Origin of the sequence: Ensifer sp. M14, assembly GCF_003355565.1 — a bacterium.
Taxonomy (GTDB): Bacteria; Pseudomonadota; Alphaproteobacteria; order Rhizobiales; family Rhizobiaceae; genus Ensifer.
The window spans coordinates 1-259 of record NZ_QJNR01000027.1; the positions used below are offsets into that span (position 1 = coordinate 1).

The 259-nt window shown below is 55.2% G+C and carries 1 protein-coding gene; it reads right to left on the reverse strand.

Annotated elements, in window-relative coordinates:
• A partial coding sequence (locus BLJAPNOD_RS35825) for a hypothetical protein (RefSeq protein WP_206750055.1) occupies positions 1–196 on the reverse strand: 196 nt, incomplete at its 3' end.
• Positions 197–259: the final 63 nt, after the last annotated feature.

The following is a 259-nucleotide window of genomic DNA, read 5'->3' on the forward strand; positions in this document are numbered from 1 at the left end:
CAGCCGCGAACGGCCGCTCAGCGTACAGCCGGCCGGCCAGATCCTTCAGACGAAGAGCGCCCGGCCCAGAACGTGCGGTTTTTGGGCGGCCGGAGCTGACGTTTGGCGGATTGGCCGCCGAAGTCTGCCGCAGTTTTTGCCCCTTCACCGCCCTGTTGATAACTTCTTTGTGAATTTCCTGTGTTTTTTCAGTCACTTGTTGTTTCTTGTCAGTTTTTTGAAATTGTCTGTTGACGTGTCTGAGGTGCGGGGTCTATAA